The organism is Jidongwangia harbinensis (genome assembly GCF_020216025.1).
GTDB classification, from domain to species: domain Bacteria; phylum Actinomycetota; class Actinomycetes; order Mycobacteriales; family Micromonosporaceae; genus Actinoplanes; species Actinoplanes harbinensis.
The window spans coordinates 110,460-127,359 of record NZ_JAIWNC010000021.1; the positions used below are offsets into that span (position 1 = coordinate 110,460).

Below are 16,900 nucleotides of genomic sequence, written 5' to 3' on the forward strand. Positions count from 1 at the left end.
CGATTCGCATGGCGGACCAGATTCGCTCCGGCGCATGGAGCGCGTCGGATGTGGTCGAGCAGGCGCTGGACGCGGTGGCGAGGCTGGACCCGATACTGCACTTCATCGATCAGCTCGATGCGGTGTCCGCCCGGGAAGCGGCTCGCCGGCTGGTGCCTTCGGGGCGGTTGGCCGGGGTGCCGTTTCTCATCAAGGCGCGTACGCCGGCGCACGCCCCGATCGTCACCCGGCTGGTCGCGGCCGGAGCGATTCCGATCGGAACCTCGACCCGAGCCCGGGTCGGCGCCCAGGCGCAGACCTACGGGTGGAACGGCAGTGACTACACCCGCAACCCTTGGGACCCGACACGGTCGCCGGGTGGGTCGTCGGCGGGTTCGGCAGCCGCCGTCGCGGCCGGCGTCGTTCCGTTGGCCACCGGAGGAGACACCGGTGGATCCCTCCGGATCCCCGCGGCGTTCTGCGGCGTCGTCGGGTTCAAGGGCAGCTACGGCCGGGTTCCGCGCACCGGGCGGTCGCTGGGAGGTCTGACCACCGCCGGGATCATCGGCGCCGATCTGCACGACGTGGTGGCGGCGACGAGCATCGTGAGCGGCCCGGATCGGCGGGATCCGTGCGCGTTACCGCATTGGCCGACACCGGACCTCCGGGACAGGCAATGGCGGGTCACCTATCAAGCGGGTCTTTGCGGTAGCTTCGCCGAGCCCGGTGTCGATCGGGTCGTCCGTGACCGGCTCGTCGCCAGCGGTCTCACCGTGGTGGACGCGCCGGTCGAGCTTCAGGCCGTGGACGCGGCGTGGGAGACGTTGTGGGCGCTGGACACCGGCCGGGGCGTGGACGGCGCCGCGATTTCCCACGCCACCGAGGTACGCAACCACAACGACACCGTCCTTGCCGACCTTCTGCACGAGGTCGACGCGCTGGTCACCCCCACCACCCTCACCGTGGCGCACGGGTACGACCGATACGAGGAGTCGATCGTGGTCGGGGACTTGTGCTGGGGATTCAACGTCACCGGACATCCCGCCGTCACGGTCCCGGTGGGACTTCTGGACGGCCTGCCCGTCGGCGCGCAGGTGGTGGCCGCCCACGGCCGCGACGATATCGCCGTCTCCATCGCCTCGCAGCTGGAGGTGGGACTGCCGCCGGCACCGGTCCACGCCGGACGCCACTCGTCGTTGAGTCCGGACGCGGGCGACGAACGCAGATCCGTCTGACCAGGTCAGCCCTCGGCACCTTGCTCGGCCGGCAGGGTGTGCCAGATGTCGAATGCCGCCGACGCGGCTCCCTGCACGTCTCCGGCCGCGATCAGTTCGATGAGTTGCGTGTGCAGCTCGACGGACGCGTGGCCGTCCATGCTGAAGCGCAGCCGCTCGGCGCGGCGTACCAGGGGATCGAACTGGTCGAGCACGGCCTCCAGGGCGTGATTGCCCAGCGCGGTGACCGGGATCCGGTGTATCTCCTCGTCGGCGTCCAGTGCCGCACCGATGTCACCCGCGTCCACCGCCTCGGCGAAACGGCGATTGGCGTCCCGCATGCGTTCGAGGTCGTCGTGGCCGAGCCGGCCCGTCGTCTGTCGTACGGCCAGTTCGTGCATGGCCGCGATGACGTCGCGGGCGTCCCGCACGGCCGGCGCGTCGACGGTGCTGACCCTGGTCGATCGGCCGGGTAGTGCCACCACCAGTCCGCTGCTCCCGAGGCGCAGCAGGGCTTCGCGTACCGGAGTACGGCTCACTCCGAGCCATTCCGCCAGCTCGCCGTCCTTGAGCTGCTCCCCGGGCAGGAACGTGCCGTCGACGATGGCGTCGCGCAGGCGCCGGTAGACGTCGTCGCGGAGGAGCGAGCGGTCTACGGCGGAGCGGTCCGAGGGAATCGGCATGCAACATATTGCACACAGTTCGGGCGTTGCGACAAATCACCGTAGCTTGCTGGCATCTTCTACATGCAATATATTGCACATCAGAGCGGCGGATCGCCCGCTCACCGAGGACTCGCCCCGGGGACACCGGCGCGACGACGGAAGGAAGAGCCTCATGAGCACCGGCCGAGAGATCAAGAACGTCGTTCTGGTACACGGTGCGTTCGCTGACGGTTCGAGCTGGCGCGGCGTGTACGACAAGCTCACGGCCCTGGGCTACCGGGTCACCATCGTGCAGAATCCGCTCACCTCGCTGGCGGACGACGTCGCGGCGACCACCCGGGTGCTCGACCTGCAGGACGGCCCGACGATCCTGGTCGGTCACTCCTGGGGCGGCACGGTCATCACCGAGGCCGGTGTGCACCCGAACGTCGCCGGACTGGTCTATGTGTCGGCACTGGCGCCCGATGCCGGCGAGACCACCGCCCAGCAGTACGCGGGCTTCGCCCCGACGCCCGACTTCGTCATCGACGTCGTCGAGGGCGGATACGGCTTCCTCCGTCACGACAAGTTCCAGGCGGGGTTCGCCGCGGACGCCGACGCCGCCGACGCCGCCTTCCTCCGCGACGCGCAGGTGCCCATCAACATGGCGGTGTTCGAGACGCCGGTGAAGGCGGCCGCCTGGCGCGACAAGCCGAGCTGGGCCGTCATCGCGACCGAGGACAAGGCGTTCGACCAGGCGATGCTCCAGCACATGGCCGAGCGCATCGGCGCGAGGATCACCAACGTCTCGGCCAGCCACGCCCTGTACCTGACCCGGTCGGGCGTCGTCTCCGACGTCATCGTCACCGCCGCGCGGAACGCCGCCGGCAGCGCTCGCTGACCCGCGACCACGTCACCCCGGGCCGGCTCGCACACGTCACGTGAGCCGGCCCCGAGCTCCCCGGAGTGTGGACCGGATGTCCGTCCCGCCGTTCCAGGTGACGCTGTGGATCGAACTCGTCGCCGCCGGACTCGGCGGTCCTCGGGGCCATCGGCGGCGGGATGCTGCGTGATGAGCGTGGCCGGAGCGGCCGCCGAGGCAAGCCCTCTGCGATCGCATCGGCCGATCGGGTGGGGATGGCCGATGATCGGCTATTTCCATGTGCGACGAACCATCCGCACCACCTAGGAAGGAGCCATGACCAACGAGGTAACGGTTCCCCTGCTGCCCTGCGCGTCGATCGACGACATCGAGACCTTCTACCGGATTCTCGGCTTCAGCACCACGTACCGGCAGCGCAAACCCAACCCGTGCGTCGGACTGCAACGTGAAGACCTGCATCTGCAGTTCTTCGAGATCGACGGCTTCGAGCCGGCGCAGTCCTACGGCTCCTGCATCGTGCTCACCCCGGACATCGCCGAACTGCACCGGGCGTTCGCTGCCGGCATGCGGGCCGCATACGGCAAAATCCTGGTGTCCGGGATGCCACGGATGACCCGGCCCAGAGCCCGAAAGAACGTGGACGGGCTGGGCGGATTCAGCGTCATCGACCCGGGCGGCAACTGGATCCGCGTGTTCCAGAAACCCGCCACGATGCCCACGCCGGTGCCCGCGCCCGCCGGACGACTCGCCAAGGCGCTGGCGAACGCGGTGGTGCTGGCCGACTCCAAGGGTGACGTCGGCCAGGCGATCCGCATCCTCGACAGCGCGTTGGCGCGCCCGCAGCCCGACGATGACCCGGTCACCGAGGTAGAGGTGCTGGTGTACCGCGCGGAACTGGCCATGACGCTCCACGACCGGGACACCGCAACCGAGATGCTGGCCCGCGCCGAGCGCGTCACGCTGACCGCAGACGAGACCGGAAGGGCGGCACCGACCTTCGAGATCGCTGCCGACCTCGCCGCGGCGATGCGATGAGTCAGCGGCGCAGCGGAGGCGCGCGATGCCGTCTCATCGGCGGAAAGCGCGCGCCGACGTGACGGGCGCACGGTCCGGGCAGCGACCTACCGAGCCGCGGCGGTGCCGGTCGGACCCCGGGATGATCACCGGCCATCCGGTCGCTGCAGCTGCCTACCGAGAAGATCGGAGTTGAGAAATTCCCATTCAAGTTCGATCGGGTACGGAGACAGCGTCGGCGAACCGGCGCCGAAACGCAGCCACCGGCGGCCGTCAGCATCGGTGAAGGCCAGCACCGGCTCGATACTCTTGTCCAGCACCCGCGGGTGGCCGATCAGGACAACGCCGTCCTCCCGTACCCCGCCCATGTCGACGATCTGTCCGGCCGCCAGCGCCGAAGCGCTGGTGTCGGCGGGCCGGGTGAACGCGGCCCGGAACGGCTCTGCCCCGCCGGCCTTCACCACCGCGTGGGAGACCAGCAGGTCCACGTTCCTGGCCGAGTCCGCGCCGACGGGCCGTCTCACCGGCTGGGCAGGCGAGGTGGCAGGCACCTGCCGGAAATTGACATACAGCGCTACGTCGAACGCCGGCGAGCTGCCGAAGTTGTGCAGGACTCCCCCGCCTCCGAACAGCACCACCTGCCCGGGGAGCGGCCCGTTCTCCTCGGCGGCCTTCGTGCCGGGGGTGAAATCCACAACCGCCATGGACCGCGCGTGCGCCTGAGCGGCGTCCGCGCGGGCCAGGCGTGCCTGACTCCTCTCGTGGAGCAGCAGCCAGCCGGTGAAGAGCGCCGCCGCCGTCGCCGCGAGGGCACCACCGACCGTTGCCCACGCCTCCATAGCGTCGGCCCACGACACCTCGGCAGCGGCCGGGAACGGGCGCGTAGGCGCGAGGGCATGCACGCCGGAACGGTATCAACCACCTTCGCTGGTCTGCCCGACCTCCGGGTCGGAGCGCCTGGTCGCCCGGATCGGGTACGACTCGGCCATCGCCGGGTGGCCGCCGCCCTCCCGGTGCGCAGACCCGGCCTGGTGTGTTGCGGTTCAGTCGAGCCAGCAGATCACCGCGTCGCCGTCCTTGGCGGCTGCGGAGAAGAAGGTCCGGACGTCCGGGAGGTAGTGGGCGACCCACGCCAGCTCGCCAGGGCGGTCCCAGGTGCCGGGGTAGACCTCGGCCCTCTGCAATTCCGCCGGATCGACGCCGCGGAGGAGGTCGTCCTCGGTGATCCGAGCCAGCTGCGAGGCCGCGGCTGCCACCTGCGGCGGCGTCAGATACGCGGGTGGACCGTAGCCCCAGTCGTGCTCGAGGTCGTCCAGAAAGTCGAACATCTCATCGCTGTCGGGTTCGGCATCCGGCAGCTCGATGAAGCTCTCCGCGCCGAAGACCAGCGGCGTTTCGAAGCCGAGCCGGTTGAGCAGAAAATCGAGTCCGTTCCACGCCTTGTCGATGCCGCACCAACGCCCGGAGTTACCGTCGCGTTCCGTGCCGGCGAGGTCGAAGGCCCAGTCGAGGTCGTTCCTGGCGTGTTCCAGTTCGTCCGGGGTGACACGCAGCCAGTTGCCGTTCATGCTCACGGCGGCAGCGTAGACGCCGGCTACGACGCGGCCCCGTCCCAGGCCGGCGCAAACGGGCCGGCGCCGAATGGATCCTCGGCCTTCGCCGTACCGGTCGGGCGGCCCGTCAGGGCCTTTGCACTCGACGGCTACGGGTCCCTGGGGCCTCCGGCGCCCCGATCAAGATACGAACACCGTGCCGGAATGCCGATTTCGTCCATGGGCCCCTGCAACGGCATTGCTCACCCATGCGGTCCGGGGTCCGCCGTTCAGCCTGGCCGGCTGTCCCGCATCGGTGGAGCGGGCCCATACCTCCGATGCTGCCGTTGACCTCACTGCCGTTCGATGCAGAACTCATTGCCTTCGGGATCGCGCAGCGTCACCCAACCTCGGTCCTCGGGACCGCGATGGTCTTCGTACACCGTGGCGCCGAGGCCGACGGCCCGTTCGACCTCCTCGTCGCGGGATCGCCCGTCGGGCTTCCAGTCGAGGTGGACCCGGTTCTTGGCCGCGCGCGCCTCAGGGACCCGGACGAACAGCAGACCGGGCACCGGGTCGGGCGCCTCGATGAGGACCTCGTCGTCGCCGGGTTGATCAATTCCGGAAATCGGCCAGCCGGTCAGTCCGCTCCAGAACGTGGCCAGCTCATATGGGTTCGCACAATCGACAGTCACGTGACGCAGTCTCATCCGGAGCACCGTAGGCCCCCACCGGGCCGCCATCAAACGCAAATCGGCCTGACCGGTGGAGCCTCCCCGAGTCATGTGCCGGCGCGGTTCGCACACCTACTCGCCGCAATCGCGGTTTCTCCTCCAGCGTGGCTTTGATCAGGCTTCAGATACGTCCCGAGCGCCGTCGCAGGCTCCCGGGCTGCCGGGCGGCGGACAGCAACCGCGTCGGCCCCTGATGGACGATGACGTCTGTGACAATACGGCCATGAGACGGGCCGTGATCGCCGCTGTGGCCACAGCCGCAGTGGTTGTCGTCGCGGGCGTTGCGCTCCTGCGCGTACAGCGGGAACGGGAGTGGACTCGGGGCGGCGATCGGCTGGCCGTACACGTGGAGGTTGCTCTTGCCACCCAGGACACTTTCGAGGGTGTAGTGGTTCGGCTCGGCGCACCCCCGCGCACGGCAACGCGGTTCCACAGCGCGGACCAGACCGTGGTGGTACAGGTCCGATGGTCGGCGTCAGCTCACTCCGACGGGTCGTTCCAGCTCATCGCGCTTGACGGGCGAGTGACTCCGCCGCGTCCCCTGGCCGCGGACGGAGGCTGGAACGCCGAGGGTGCGACCGGGTCGAGCTGGGGCAGCGCTTACGAGGTACTGGCCCAGCGTTATGAATGGCTGGCCGGGATGGCGGAAAGCAACTACACCGATCCCAACGGCATCCACACGTTCCCCACCCCTGCCGTGAGGGCGCCGGCCGCCAGCGCGGGAACGGTGACCGCGTGGTTCCGCCAATGGGGTGACGGTCCCATCCCGTTCACGGACACCGAACGCGACATCGTCGTGGCTTTGTTCTACGTCGACGGTGGTGGTGAGGTGCGATGGGCAAAACGCGTCTTCGGATAGCCCGCGGTCAGGACGCCCCCGTGCCGCCTACCGTCGGGGAATCGCTGTCATGCCGAGGTAACGGCCCATGTTGCGCTCGACCTCTTCGGCGCCGACCGCGGCGAGGAGTTCACCCAGGGCTTGGACGCGGTCCTGGAAGCCGGGCCCGGACGCGGCGGCGGCGAACGCGGTGGAGGAGGCCAGCAGGTCTTCCCTCGGTGGCAGGGTGGCCCGGTTGACCTGTTTCTTGACCGCGCCGAGGGCCTGCTTGTCGAAGGCGGCGATACGCATGGCGGTGGCGTTCACGAAGGCGTCCAGTTCGGTGTCCGGGACCGTTCTGGTTACCCAGCGGTAGTGTTCGGCCTGGTCGGCGTCGTAGTCGTGGCAGCTCAGGAACACTTCGAGTGCGCGGTCGCGGCCGATGAGCCGGGGCAGGCGCTCGCCGGCGCCACCGCCCGGTATCAGCCCCAGGGCGACCTCCGGCTGACTGAAGATCGCTTCCTCCCGGCTGGCGTAGCGCAGGTCGAAGGCGAGCGTGAGCTCCGCGCCACCTCCCCGGGCGCGGCCCCGGATCGCGGCGATGCTGACGAATGGCGCGGCGGCCAGGCGGGTCGTCAGGTCGACGAAGACAGGGGTTGCCGCGTCCGGGCCGGTCATCGCGAGCAGTCGTGCGAAGTCCTCCGAGTCGGCGTGGTTGAGGAAGAAGCCGGGGACGGAACTGTCGAAGATCACGACCCGAGCGTGGTCGTCGTGGCTGAGGATCTCGACCGCTTCGGACAGTTCGGCGAGAGTGTCCGCCCCGACGAGGTTCACGGGCGGGTTGGCGAAGGTGATTCTACGGACGTACGCAGAGACCTCGGAGATGGTGAACTGCTTCATGGGTTTCCTTCCGGTGCGAGGGGATTCAGGATCGGGCCATGCGACGCAGGCCCTCGTCGACGGAGATCGTCGGCTGGTAACCCAGGCTGGTGCGGGCGCGGGTGATGTCGTAGACCCGGTCGCGGCCCATGAAGGTGACGATCCAGTGCGTGAGGGGCGGCGGAGTGGTGCTGCGCCGGGCCTTGGCGGCGGTCTCCATCAGGGTGGCGACCGGTGCGGCCATCGCCCGGGGGAAACTGCCGGCGCCGCTCACGTCGATCCCGCGGGTGGCGAGCAGCGGGGTGAAGAACTGCCGGGCCGGACGGGGGTCGCCGTCGGTGATGTAGCAGACGAGGCCGTGTTCCCCGCGGGTCATCGCCAGCGTGACGGCGTGGGCGAGGTTGTCGAAGTGGCAGTGGTCGACCAGATGACGGCCTCCGTCGATCCACGAGAACCGGCCGGCTTCGACCGACTCGACGAATCCCTCCAGGTTGTGCGCGCTGCGACTGCCCCAGAGGAAGGGCGGCCGAAGAATCACCAGGGTGGTGTCGCCGTGCGGCAGAGCGAGCATGTCCTGTTCGGTGCGGAGTTTGACCCGGCTGTACGCGATGTTCGGCCGTCCCGGGTCGGAACCCTCGTTGATCCTGTCCGCCCGGTTGCTGCCGGTGGACACGCTGGCCGCCGAGATCAGCACGAAGCGCTTGACCCGCGCGGCCACCGCGGCCTGGTAGAGCGCGACCGTCGGCCGCAGGTTGCGGTCGACGAACACCTGATCCGGACCCCAGAACTCCATGAACGCCGCCGCGTGCACCACGGCGTCGACCCGCCCGAGGACGTCCAGCCAGGCCGGCGTGGCCGTCGCCGCCGCCAGGTCGCCGCGCACCGGCACGGCTCCGGCGGCCTTGACCGTCTCCGCGGCGGCGGTGGACCGGGCGAGGGCGTGCACGGTGTGCCCGTCGGCGATCAGGCGGCGGATGATCGCGCCGCCGGCGGAGCCGGAGCCGCCGGTGAGAAAGATGTCCATGGGAACCCCCAGGGTTTCGACGCGTCCGGTTGACGCTGTCACCTGACTTAGGTTGAGGCTTTCAGGTGACGTTGTCAACTCTGTAGGATGATTTGGTGATCACCCGCACCGAGTCAGCCGCCGCCACCCGTCGTGCCCTCCTCGACGCCGCGGCCGGGCTGCTCGACGAAGGCGGACCGGAGGCGGTGACGCTGCGGGAGGTGGGCGCACGGGCGGGCGTCAGTCGCGGCGCGCCCTACCGGCACTTCGCCGACAAGGACGACCTCCTGACCGCGATCGCGGCACAGGCCTGGAACGCGTTGGCCGACCAGGCCGGCACGCTGGGCGCGCACCCCGGCATGCCCACCCGGGACAAGGTGCGGGCGATGCTCGCCGGGATGCTCGCCACCGCCAGGGAACGACCGCACCTCTACCGGTTGATGCACCGGCCACCGGCCGGACCCGAAGTGCTGCAGGCCGCCGCGCGCAGCCAGGGCCCGTTCGTCGCGGCCTTGAGCGACCTGGTCGGTGACACCCAGGCCCACCGTTTCGGAGCCGTGCTGCTCAGCGGCGTACACGGGGCGATAGGCATGGAAGCCAGCGGTCAGCTCACCCGGGACAAGTGGAAGACCGACGCCGACGAGATCCTCGACACCCTGGTCGGACTGCTTCCCGCGAGCTGAGGTGACGACACCGCGAGCACCAGACTCGATACCGCCGCGCCGCCGTCGGTGACCAGGGGTTGAATCTCCTCGTGGGGATGACGCCGGCGTCGAACGGCTGACCCGGCATGTGCCACGGGGCTTCTATGACCTGTTTCGAAACAGGCCTTATTCGCGCTTCGGGGTGGCCTGCCTCGCCGTGGAGACGGCCTCCTCGTACCGGAGCAGGGTGTCGACGAACGTCCGTTGCTGTGCCGCGGTCAGCGGCGCGAGGGCGTGCCGCCACGCATGGGCACCTGGCGAGAGCCACTGGGTGATGGCGGGGCGGCTTTCGGGAGTGATGTCGATGATGCGCCGGCGACGGTCGGCGTCGTCCTCGCGCCGCACCAGGACCGCTCTGCGACTCAGATCGCTCACGATGAGGCTCACCGTGGTCGGTGCCACGCCGAGCATCTCGGCCAGTTGCGAGACGGTCAGCGGACCGTCGAGCAGGAGCAGAGACAGCAGCGACAGGTGCCTGGGTGCCAGGTCGAGTGACCGGAGTTGTTCCGGCAACGGCAGGCGCTTGATCCTGCCGACCAGCCTCGGCATCACGAGGAGCAACTCCCGGACCGCGTCGTCCGTGGTGTCCGGCGTTGACATCCACCCACCTCCCAAATACCTTTGCTTGCAAAGATTGTTTGTGTCCAAACGGTTCTCGGAGGATGGTATGCCCCACCTCAGCGTCCACGTGCTGGAGAGCGACCTGGCCGGTCGCGAGACCGTACTCATCGAGAAGCTGACCGACGCGATCGTGGCCGTCTACGGGGACTGGGCTCGCAGCATCGCGGTCGTGCAGTTGATCGGCCTGCCGCCCCACCGATGGGGTGTCGGCGGCGCGCCGGCACGATCACCCGCGCCCAGTGTCACGTTCGGCATCAAGGAGGCCGCCTTCAGCCGGCCGGACGCCGACGAGATCGTCGCCCGTCTCGTCTCCGGGGTCACGGACGCGGTCGTCGACGTCTTCGGAGAACGTGTCCGCGCCGGCGTGACGGTCGAGCTGGTGGGCACTCCGGCCGGGCGTTCAGGCATCGGCGGAGTCGTGGTCACGTCGTAACTGTCCCGCCGACTCCAGGAGCGGCAGATGCATTGGTGTGCAACCGGGCCGTGCGGGGTGCACGCGTAGCGGAGTCACGGCGCGCCGGTCGTACTCAATCGTGAGGGCCGCGCTCGCGACTCAGGTACCGAACCGGCTTGCCGAGCGACTTCGCGTAGGCGATCTCCCGCCGGGTCGACTCACCTACGTAGCCGCCCGGATCCACGATGTACACCTCGTCCGCCATGCGGATCTTCTGACGGTGTACGCCGCCGAGCCGTCCCTTCAGGTCCGAGCTGTCGGCTGTCCAGTCGTAGTCCGGCAGGTCGGGGAGCCGGAACATGCCGAGGCTGATCACGACGCAGCCTTCCAGCGTGAGCCGCTGGTTGACCTCCGCGAACTCAGCCTCGAACCTGGTCGAGCCGCAGAGCGTGACGACCTTGGCCTCACCCTCGGCCGACCGCGGCGCCTGCTGGTCCTCCATGAGGGTTGATGATCGCTGACGGCAGGACGAGCCCGTCGCCTCCCCTGGCGGGCTTGCGTCTCAAGCCGCTTGAGATCGCATAGTGTGCGGCGTGGACATGAACGAGCTGTACGCCATCGGGGATGTCGCGCGGCGGACCGGCCTGAGCGTCAGCGCCGTCCGGTACTACGCGGACGCCGGGGTCGTCACGCCGGCTGCCAGCACGCCGGCCGGTCACCGCCTGTACGACGTGTCGGCCATCGCCCGGCTGGAGCTGGTCCGGACGCTGCGGGAACTCGACGCCGGCCTGGACGAGATCCGGCGGGTACTGGCCGGCGAGGCGACGCTGCGCGAGCTGGCCACCACCCACCTGGCTCTGCTGGCACGGCAGGAGGCGCGGCTGCGCAGCCGTCGCGCGGTGCTGTCCGCCATCGTGCGACAGGACTCCACCGCCGAGCAGGTCACGCTGATGCACAAGTTGGTCGGCATGCCGGACGAGGAACGCGACCGGCTGATCGACGAGTTCTGGGCCGAGGTCACGACCGGCTGGGAGCCGCCGGAGCGAATGGTTCAGTGGTGGCGGGCGGCCCGTCCGGAACTGCCCGACGAACCCACCGCGGCACAGCTGGAGGCGTGGATCGAGCTGGCCGAACTGGTCCGTGACACCGAGGTCCGGCAGGCCGTGCGCCGCGAGTTGTACGAGGTGTGCACCACCGGTGCCGGGCCGCTGATGACCTCGTCGCCGATGCTGGACACCCTGGAGGCGGCCACGCCGATCGGTCAGGCGGCGATGGACGCGGCGCGGGACGGGGTGCCGCCGGACTCGCCGCAGGGACGTGCCATTGCCGACCGGTGGATCGGGTGGCTGTCCGGCGTCTTCGCGACACCCGACAGCCCGGGGAGGCCGGACACGCCCGAGTTCAGGATCGAGGCGGCCGGCCACATGCGGCAAGGCGCCGAGTGGGACCGCAACCCGCCGGACCCGGAGGGACCGTTCGACCGGTACATGGCGCTGGTCACCGCGGTGAACGACGGGCCGCCGCAGCGGTTCCCGTTCGAGTGGCTGGCCGCGGCACTGCATGCGTCCGCCGATCCGGCTTCCTGACGGCGGCACCATCGAGGCACCCGATCTCCGACTCGTTCGGCCATGAGCCGGAGAACAGCACAATCGCGTAGGTCTCCTGGTCCAGACCACAGTGGTCAGACAGCGGCGAGAAAGGCCCGCACCCGTTCCATCAGCAACGCGGCAGCCTCGGGGTCGTACGCCTCGAGCGAGGAGTCGGCGAAGAGGTGCTGGTCGCCGGGATAGACGAACAGCTCGGCGTCCGCCGTGGAGGCGGCGAGCTCGCGTGCGGCCGGCAGGTCCTCGTCGAAGAACTCGTCGCCCTCCTTGCCGTGGATCTGCACCGGCACGCCCTCGGGCCAGGTCTTCCCGAATTCCGTGACCGGAAGGCAGGAGTAGATCAGGAGTGCCCCGCGGGCACCGGGCCGGGTCTGCGCGAGCTGCTGGGCGATCGTCACGCCGAAGGAGAACCCGGCGTAGACGAGTCCGGGACCGAGTTCGTCGGCCGCAGCGGCGCCGCGCTCCCGGATTGCGTCGAGGCCCGCCTCTCGGGCGAATCCGAACCCATCCTCGATGCTGCCGAACGTGTGGCCGTCGAACAGGTCCGGCGTGTGCACGGTGTGCCCGGCCTGCCGCAGGCTGTCGGCGAAGCTCCGGACCCCGTCGGTCAGGCCTTGAATGTGGTGGTAGAGCAGCACGTCGGTCACGGCGGTGAACTCCCTACGAACGATCGGGATTTTTGGAACGTTCCGCGATGCTAGTCTGTTGCGCCATGGCAGACAACCCGCCGGACTACGAGCTAGCCGATCGAATGGCACTCACCAGGCCGGACCAGGTGAAGGCCATCGGCCACCCGCTCCGCACGACGATCCTGCAGCTGCTCCACGAGCGGGCCGCGACCGTGACCGAGCTGGCGGAGGCGGTGGAGCGCCCCAAGAGCACGGTCGCGCACCACGTGGACGTGCTGACACGGAACGGCCTGCTCCGGGTGGTGCGTACGCGGAAGGTGCGAGCGATCGAGGAGCGCTTCTACGGGCGCACCGCGCGCCTGTTCCACGTAGCGGCCGAGCCATCACCCGCCGGTGACCAGATGCCGCGCGACTTCAACGACTTCGAGGTGGCCGCCCGCGAGTCCGCCGAGGCGTTCGAGCAGGGAAAACTCTGGGGCTTCATCCGGCATGCGCGCATCTCGGAGGAGCAGGCCTCCCAGTTCTGGGACCGGATGGCGAAACTGGTCGACGAGTTCGACCGGATGCCCAGGTCCGGCGACACCACGTACGGCTTCGCGATCGGCGTCTACCCCACCGACCACCCGACCCTGCCGGCGCCGCAGTGATCGCCCGGCCGTTCAGCCACGCTCGTCCAGGACGTGACCCTCGCCTTCCTCCCGCCCGGCCGGGGGCGGTACGGGATTCAGTTCGTCACCCGCCATGGCAGGCTGTCATCGACGCCGACCGCCCATGCCTCCAGACCCGGATCCGCGATGACCGCGTCGATGCCGGACCTGCCGCCTCCTCACCTGACGGGATCGCCGCAGCGCCCTGGTCCCGGTCACCCCATGGTTCTCACGGTGCCTAGCCGTCCGTGGAGGCACGGTTCAGCAGGTACAGCGCGAAGGACTCGCCGTTGATGGACATGTCCTTGCCGTATCGGAATCCGAGACGCTCCATGACGGCCCGGGAACGATGGTTGTGCACCTCGGTGAAGGACACGACCTCGTCGGCGTCGAGTTCGTCGAATGCGAACGCCAGACCCGCTCGCCCGATCTCGGTGGCGTAACCCTGCCCCCAAAATCTGCGGTGCAGTGCCCAGCCGAGCTCCAGACGCTCGCGGCCGTCGACGTGCTTGCGCGACAAGCCTCCGCGTCCGACGAGTTCACCGGTCGCACGGTGGTACGCCATCCACTTGTGGACCCCGTCGACCGACCACGACCGGGCGATCCTGGCGACTTCCCGGTCCACTTGTTCGCGCGTCCACCTGCCGTACCACTCGGCCACGGCCGGATCGAGATACAGGTCGAACAGGTCATCGGCGTGTTTGACGTCGACCGGCTCCAGGCGCAGCCGATCGGTCAGGCGAATCCGCGGGTACGACATCGCCCCATCTCACTCCTGCAGGTTGTTTGCGTCCCGGGGGTGGGCGTTCCCCCGGGTCACTAAAGGCTTACCTCAGGCGCCCTGCCTACGGTGGAGTCATGATCTGGGACCGCGAAATTGTCCGGACGACCGCGCGCAGGATCCGCCGCACGTCTCGATGCTGATCGACCGGGCGATCGCGGGAGGTCCAGTCACGGATCGGTCCGCTGATCCTCGGTCCGGTCAGTGGGCGTCGGCTGCCTCCGGTGTGGCGAGGACCGCGGGTTTGAGGGTCTGCGCGCACCACTGCGCGAATGTGGTGGCCGGGCCCGCCTGCGGTGAGCGGGCGACGCCGGAGTCCAGGCCCTGGTCCTTGGCGCGCTTCATCTCGACCATGCCCTCGACGAACGCCTCGTTGAGGCCGTAGCCGAGCATGGTGGACCGCAGTTCTTCGAGCGACTGGCGCTGGTAGCGGACCGGACGGCCCAATTCTTCGGTCATGATGCGGGCCAGGTGGTTGGGCGATAGGTTCTGCGGGCCGAGCACCGGAACACTGCCGACGCCGGTCCAGGAGCGGTCCAGCAACAGCTCTGCCGCGGTCGCGGCGATGTCGGCGACGGCCACCATCGGCGCCGGACGGTCCGCGGCGGCGGTGTCGGCGAAGACGCCGGTGTCGCGGATCGACTCGGCGTCCTCCAGCAGGTTCTCGAAGAACGACGGGTTGGCCAGGGCCCGGTAGGCGACGCCCGAGTCGGCGATCAGGTCGTCCATGGCCAGCGAGGCGGTGACCAGCCCGGCTTGATCGGCCAACGGGGTACCGCGGCCGAGCGCCGAGACGCCGACGACATGGCCGACGCCGTGAGCGGCGAACGCCCGCGCGGCCGGTCGGGTGAAGCCGCGGTACGCCTCGTCGGGCGTGACCGAAGCGTCCGGTGGCACCAACCAGAAGACCGCGTCGGCCCCGGCGAAGGCGCGCTCGACCGTCGCGGCGTCGCCGTGCGAGCCGGTGACCACCTCGACCCGCCCGCGTACGGCCTCGTCGAGCCGGGCCGGATCGCGGACGACGACCCGTAACTCCTCCCCGCGTGCCGGCGCGGCCTGGACCAGCAGCGACAGCAGCCGCCGGCCGATGTTCCCGGTGGGAGCGGTAATGACAATCATGCAAACCTCGCGGTCGGTCTCGCAGCGGAAATGACCCCTCCAGGGTGCGGACCCGGACCGCATTGCCACAATGGGAACTACAGCAACCAATCATTGCTCGAAACGGAATAACGTCGGTGACCAGCCCAGCTCCGAACCTTGACGCCAACCTCGCCATCGCCCTCGACGCCCTGCTGACCGAGCAGAGCGTCACCCGGGCAGCCGCGCGGCTACACACCTCCCCCGCGGCGATGAGCCGCACCCTGGCGCGGCTGCGCCGGGTGCTCCAGGATCCGCTACTGGTGCGGGCCGGACAGGCGATGGTGCCCACGCCCCGCGCCGAGGCACTGCGAGAGGAAGCCGCCGCCGTGGTCCGCCGGCTGGAGGCACTACTCACCCCGAGCGGCGGGATCGACCCCACCGCACTGCGGCGCACCTTCACCGTCCAGGCCTCGGACCTCGTCGGCGCCGCACTGGCGCCGGGCCTGCTGGCCCTGGCCCGGCGCCAGGCGCCCGGCGTCTCACTACGAGTGCTGGCCGAGGACTGGGAAGCGAGTCCCGCTCTGCGCGACGGCCGGATCGATCTGGAAATCGGGTCCATCGACCACATCGACCCGGAAACCCAGGTCGAAGACCTGGTCACGCTCCGGATGGCGGCCGGCGTCAGGGCAGGACACCCACTCACCGAAGGAACCGTGACGCCCGGCAGGCTGGCCGCGGCAGAGCATGTGGCGGTCAGCCGCCGGGGACGTTTCACCGGCCCACTGGATACCGCCTTGGCGGAGCACGGGCTCAGCCGGCAGGTCAACGCCGTCCTGCCCGGACACCTGGCGGCGATGGCGCTGGCCGCAGTCGGCGACGTGGTCTGCCTGGTGCCGACCGCACTGCCGGGCGAGCCCCCTTCACCACTCAGCGACGCCGCGCACGCGCTCGGACTGCGCCTGCTCGACATCCCGGTACCGCTGCCACCACTGACGATCGGCATGGCCTGGCACCCACGCCACACCGCCGACGCGGCCCACCACTGGCTACGTAACGCCGTACGCCGGGTACTCCGTCCGGCCCGGGAGCAATAGCCCGCGGCACAGGCCCGCCCGCCCGGCGCGCCGTCATCGTTTCCGCCTGGCCCTCCGCTATCCGGCCGCACGACGCCGGCCCGCCGGAGCCGCCTTCGCGCTGGTCACCGCAGTCATGCCGGGCACCGTCGCCGAGGACACCGGCACCGGCCGCCACGCTCGCCTTGATCCACGTCATCGCCGACGCCGCCCGGCTTGTCGCCGTCGCGCCGCGAAACGCCACCCGATGAAACCGAAGATTCCGACCGCGCCGACTCACTTCCGCCCCAGCACGGCCGGCCGGCCTCGGCTACGAAGAAACCGTGGCGGCCGGCCGTCGAGCCCTGCAGAGCACCCCGCCTTCAACTATCGGACACGGCGGAGAACGACGAGCCCTGCCAGGCCCGCACCACGCGGTGGAACCGCCTGATCGCAGAGGGATGTCAGCGCACTGCTGTTCTGGCTAGCCCGTGATCTGCGCGGATTCGGCGTCGACGAAACCGTTGGGGCCAAACCAGATACAGACGGATCCGGCAAGCCCAATCGGCCAGACAGAACCGCCGGTTTCGTGGCAGTACGCCACGGTGACCCTGTCGGGGTGGTTGTCGGGCCGGTCGGCGGCGTGGGCTGTCCCCCCGGACCCGAGTACCAGGGTCACGGTCGCGAGG

At 69.7% G+C, this 16,900-nt stretch carries 20 protein-coding genes; 9 read left to right on the forward strand and 11 right to left on the reverse strand.

The features are described 5' to 3' along the window. Positions 1-8 precede the first annotated feature (8 nt). Complete coding sequence (locus tag LDL48_RS24675; RefSeq protein WP_225257595.1) at positions 9-1,214, forward strand: amidase; 1,206 nt, start codon at positions 9-11, stop codon at positions 1,212-1,214. Positions 1,215-1,219: 5 nt separating this feature from the next. Here the strand turns inward: LDL48_RS24675 and LDL48_RS24680 are convergent, their stop codons facing one another. Then, entirely contained in the window at positions 1,220-1,876 is a 657-nt protein-coding gene (locus LDL48_RS24680; protein WP_225257596.1) for a GntR family transcriptional regulator, read from the reverse strand. A gap of 154 nt (positions 1,877-2,030) precedes the next feature. Between LDL48_RS24680 and LDL48_RS24685 the strand changes: the two genes are divergently transcribed. Both LDL48_RS24685 and LDL48_RS24690 read left to right on the forward strand, forming a co-directional pair. Then, positions 2,031-2,738, forward strand: a complete 708-nt coding sequence (locus LDL48_RS24685; RefSeq protein WP_225257597.1) for an alpha/beta fold hydrolase — start codon at positions 2,031-2,033, stop codon at positions 2,736-2,738. Between the two features lie 297 nt (positions 2,739-3,035). Then, positions 3,036-3,755, forward strand: a complete 720-nt coding sequence (locus LDL48_RS24690; protein ID WP_225257598.1) for a DUF8817 family protein — start codon at positions 3,036-3,038, stop codon at positions 3,753-3,755. Positions 3,756-3,880: 125 nt separating this feature from the next. Here LDL48_RS24690 and LDL48_RS24695 read toward each other — a convergent pair whose 3' ends face one another. The 3 genes from LDL48_RS24695 to LDL48_RS24705 form a co-directional block, all read right to left on the reverse strand. Continuing rightward, on the reverse strand, positions 3,881-4,636 hold the full coding sequence (locus LDL48_RS24695) for a hypothetical protein (protein WP_225257599.1): 756 nt from the start codon (positions 4,634-4,636) through the stop codon (positions 3,881-3,883). Positions 4,637-4,777: 141 nt separating this feature from the next. Further along, positions 4,778-5,302, reverse strand: coding sequence for a YfbM family protein (locus LDL48_RS24700; RefSeq protein WP_225257632.1), 525 nt, complete (start codon positions 5,300-5,302; stop codon positions 4,778-4,780). Positions 5,303-5,619: 317 nt separating this feature from the next. Then, entirely contained in the window at positions 5,620-5,976 is a 357-nt protein-coding gene (locus LDL48_RS24705; protein WP_225257600.1) for a VOC family protein, read from the reverse strand. Positions 5,977-6,223: 247 nt separating this feature from the next. On the opposite strand from LDL48_RS24705, the gene LDL48_RS24710 reads away from it, so the two are divergent. Further along, a complete protein-coding gene (locus LDL48_RS24710) occupies positions 6,224-6,859 on the forward strand; it encodes a hypothetical protein (protein WP_225257601.1) in 636 nt (211 codons plus the stop codon). A gap of 27 nt (positions 6,860-6,886) precedes the next feature. On the opposite strand, the gene LDL48_RS24715 is transcribed toward LDL48_RS24710, so the two are convergent. After that, the gene (locus LDL48_RS24715; RefSeq protein WP_225257602.1) at positions 6,887-7,717 is read right to left on the reverse strand and encodes an enoyl-CoA hydratase/isomerase family protein; all 831 of its coding nucleotides are present in this window, start codon (positions 7,715-7,717) and stop codon (positions 6,887-6,889) included. Positions 7,718-7,742: 25 nt separating this feature from the next. Continuing rightward, on the reverse strand, positions 7,743-8,720 hold the full coding sequence (locus LDL48_RS24720; protein ID WP_225257603.1) for an NAD-dependent epimerase/dehydratase family protein: 978 nt from the start codon (positions 8,718-8,720) through the stop codon (positions 7,743-7,745). Between the two features lie 95 nt (positions 8,721-8,815). On the opposite strand from LDL48_RS24720, the gene LDL48_RS24725 reads away from it, so the two are divergent. Beyond that, positions 8,816-9,382 (forward strand): TetR/AcrR family transcriptional regulator, encoded by a 567-nt coding sequence (locus LDL48_RS24725; RefSeq protein ID WP_225257604.1) that lies wholly within the window; start codon positions 8,816-8,818, stop codon positions 9,380-9,382. 147 nt (positions 9,383-9,529) lie between these two features. Here the strand turns inward: LDL48_RS24725 and LDL48_RS24730 are convergent, their stop codons facing one another. Continuing rightward, complete coding sequence (locus LDL48_RS24730; protein ID WP_225257605.1) at positions 9,530-10,003, reverse strand: MarR family transcriptional regulator; 474 nt, start codon at positions 10,001-10,003, stop codon at positions 9,530-9,532. 67 nt (positions 10,004-10,070) lie between these two features. Here LDL48_RS24730 and LDL48_RS24735 point away from each other — a divergent pair, with 67 nt between their 5' ends. Beyond that, on the forward strand, positions 10,071-10,457 hold the full coding sequence (locus LDL48_RS24735; protein WP_225257606.1) for a tautomerase family protein: 387 nt from the start codon (positions 10,071-10,073) through the stop codon (positions 10,455-10,457). 94 nt (positions 10,458-10,551) lie between these two features. On the opposite strand, the gene LDL48_RS24740 is transcribed toward LDL48_RS24735, so the two are convergent. Continuing rightward, entirely contained in the window at positions 10,552-10,920 is a 369-nt protein-coding gene (locus LDL48_RS24740) for a hypothetical protein (protein ID WP_225257607.1), read from the reverse strand. A gap of 91 nt (positions 10,921-11,011) precedes the next feature. On the opposite strand from LDL48_RS24740, the gene LDL48_RS24745 reads away from it, so the two are divergent. After that, positions 11,012-12,004 (forward strand): MerR family transcriptional regulator, encoded by a 993-nt coding sequence (locus LDL48_RS24745; protein ID WP_225257608.1) that lies wholly within the window; start codon positions 11,012-11,014, stop codon positions 12,002-12,004. A gap of 95 nt (positions 12,005-12,099) precedes the next feature. Here the strand turns inward: LDL48_RS24745 and LDL48_RS24750 are convergent, their stop codons facing one another. Next, positions 12,100-12,669: a dienelactone hydrolase family protein gene (locus LDL48_RS24750; RefSeq protein ID WP_225257609.1), complete on the reverse strand. Its 570-nt coding sequence runs from the start codon at positions 12,667-12,669 to the stop codon at positions 12,100-12,102. 65 nt (positions 12,670-12,734) lie between these two features. Here LDL48_RS24750 and LDL48_RS24755 point away from each other — a divergent pair, with 65 nt between their 5' ends. Next, positions 12,735-13,298 carry an ArsR/SmtB family transcription factor gene (locus tag LDL48_RS24755; protein ID WP_225257610.1) on the forward strand — a complete coding sequence of 188 codons (564 nt, stop codon included), beginning with the start codon at positions 12,735-12,737 and terminating at the stop codon, positions 13,296-13,298. 238 nt (positions 13,299-13,536) lie between these two features. On the opposite strand, the gene LDL48_RS24760 is transcribed toward LDL48_RS24755, so the two are convergent. Both LDL48_RS24760 and LDL48_RS24765 read right to left on the reverse strand, forming a co-directional pair. Continuing rightward, positions 13,537-14,058 carry a GNAT family N-acetyltransferase gene (locus tag LDL48_RS24760; RefSeq protein ID WP_225257611.1) on the reverse strand — a complete coding sequence of 174 codons (522 nt, stop codon included), beginning with the start codon at positions 14,056-14,058 and terminating at the stop codon, positions 13,537-13,539. A gap of 222 nt (positions 14,059-14,280) precedes the next feature. Next, the gene (locus tag LDL48_RS24765) at positions 14,281-15,198 is read right to left on the reverse strand and encodes an NAD(P)H-binding protein (protein ID WP_225257612.1); all 918 of its coding nucleotides are present in this window, start codon (positions 15,196-15,198) and stop codon (positions 14,281-14,283) included. A 116-nt stretch (positions 15,199-15,314) separates the two neighbouring features. Here LDL48_RS24765 and LDL48_RS24770 point away from each other — a divergent pair, with 116 nt between their 5' ends. Then, complete coding sequence (locus tag LDL48_RS24770) at positions 15,315-16,253, forward strand: LysR family transcriptional regulator (protein WP_225257613.1); 939 nt, start codon at positions 15,315-15,317, stop codon at positions 16,251-16,253. Positions 16,254-16,900: the final 647 nt, after the last annotated feature.